The organism is Bartonella sp. MU70NMGDW, from assembly GCF_042194085.1.
Lineage (GTDB): Bacteria > Pseudomonadota > Alphaproteobacteria > Rhizobiales > Rhizobiaceae > Bartonella > Bartonella grahamii.
Genome location: NZ_JBHIMK010000204.1, coordinates 1 through 2,173, shown reverse-complemented (window position 1 = coordinate 2,173; position 2,173 = coordinate 1). Strand labels below are relative to the sequence as shown.

The following is a 2,173-nucleotide window of genomic DNA, read 5'->3' as shown; positions in this document are numbered from 1 at the left end:
TTATCATCAGGTGTTACAGGTGAAATCCATTATGTTGATTCAGGCTATAACATCATGTCTATGCCAATACTTGAAGAGCTGAAAAAAAGTGATGATACTCAGGAAGGATAAAAATCATCGCACTTAGAAAAATATGACGTAAGGCACGTGTGCAGGTCTTTATAAGAATAAGTCTAATACAAAACCAGATACCTTGTTTTGCAAAGTGTTTCATAAAAATCCGGAATATTTCTTCAATCCATGGTTGATAAATTTTGTATTTTATGACGTTATTTACCTTACTAAAGCATACGCTTTTGCTGTTGCTTATAAATCAACCCCCAGCCCTCGCAGTGTGAAACAGAGATTAGGGGATTATTAAAATCCTTAGCTTCAGCTTTTGTATACCAGATTGAAAAAAATATTGCCTACCGTTTTATTTATTCTTGAAACGCAAAGGCAATCTAATTTAGGAAGAATATGAAGGCGTAAAGAAATCAATCATTAATCTGACTATTATTCTTTAATGAGGCTTTACAATTTTAAAAGCACCCACACAATATTTTTTTAAATAAGGGAGGTTACGCTTTACCTCACACCTTTATTTTCTCGTTCTTTAATGAAAGCATTTCTCTGATATGTCAGGTAAAATAGAACGCCCAAAAACACTACGGCTGTTGCTCCTTCATGCATTTTTTTAAAAGATATCTCTCAGTACACGCAATTCCATTTCACAATGGTATCTGTAGAACGTATAAAAATCCCCGTGAAGTACATAAATCCTTTTTGCTCCACCATTTTAATGTTTATAAAAATGACAAACCGACACCATCATTTTACTTGCCATGTTCTAATGTTGAAACACCCCTTGATGCTTGAGATGATTCATTAGAAGTATTTTTAATAATTTTTATCCACATACTAACCCGCTTGTGACAAGCAAACACATATTTTTAATTAATTCAATACAAAAATAAAATGAATTATTCATATAAATCAATTTTTTATCTTTATAATCACATTATTTTTTCAGTTTAAATGACAGCCACAAATAAGTACAATAACATTTTTTCAATTTTAGATTTTCAAATTTATAATTCCAAAAGTCATTTCTTGCATATAAAAAACAGAATTGACATGTGAGAAAATAAAAGGCGTAAACATCTCTACGGAACAGGCTCAAGTGCCAAGAGCTGTCTCAAGGTAGGATGTGTGATGATGCTCGGCTTCCTCCTTCATAAACATAAAGATGGGGACGTGCACAATGGCTTTATCGTTACACTATTTACGGTCACCGTCGCGAATTGGGCTTGGGAGTTTTAAGAGAGGTCTCTTTAAAACAAGCGCGTAAAACTGAATTTAAAAATGAAGGTAGAAATGGAAACTGGTTTTCATCTTTAAAATTTCATCTTCTTCCCAAATTAGATTGTCTTCTTGTTTTAAAGAATTACACAAACAGAGACACACGATATCCCTGCCCCTATCGAGATATAAACGCTGTTACACGCAGCAAATAATATTGAAAATTGGATAATAGCAATGATATTTTTAGCTTATACGTTAATAAATAAGATGCTTCCACCTAATGAGTCTTGTATTATTCTGTTTGCAAATATCATTGTGAGATGAATTTAAGAGAAAATCAAAATATCTTGTTCATTACATTGCATAAATTCATTATATTACATAAACATGTGTAAGTGGAAACGATAATTTATTTTCAAAGAGATAGTTTTTAGACAAAAGCCAAAACTTTTATATTTCATCCATGTTTCATAAAGAATCGAATGATATGAATCTATAATTTCCTAGAATATGACTGTCTTATACAACCATCAATACAATCTATTTTATATGCCTATCATAGCATGTTTCTATTTTTTACAATTGAAATTATTTAAAAAAACAGGATATCATTGTATTTCATCCTTAAGAGTACGGCTTAGTAATGCGTTCGCCGCTTCAGTTATGTTTTTACCACAATAGAGAATTTGATAAATTTGTTCTACAATGGGCATTTCTATCCCAATACGTTGCGCCAACGTATGTACTTCCTTGGTATTTAAGTACCCTTCCACAACCTGACCAATTTGTTTTTCCGCTTCTTTGATATCTACTCCTTTACCAAGAAGTATTCCAAAACGGCGATTACGCGACTGATTATCAGTACATGTCAAAACCAGATCACCTAAGC

General features: G+C 32.2%; 1 protein-coding gene and 1 pseudogene. One reads left to right on the top strand and one right to left on the bottom strand.

What is annotated here, in order from left to right; translation table 11 throughout:
* Positions 1 to 111, top strand: a pseudogene (locus ACFIKE_RS09755) (enoyl-[acyl-carrier-protein] reductase FabI); the annotation flags it as partial.
* 1,781 nt (positions 112 to 1,892) lie between these two features.
* On the opposite strand, the gene ACFIKE_RS09750 reads toward ACFIKE_RS09755, so the two are convergent.
* Positions 1,893 to 2,173 (bottom strand): NAD(P)H-dependent glycerol-3-phosphate dehydrogenase (locus ACFIKE_RS09750; RefSeq protein WP_375649629.1); only part of this gene is annotated, 281 nt, incomplete at its 5' end.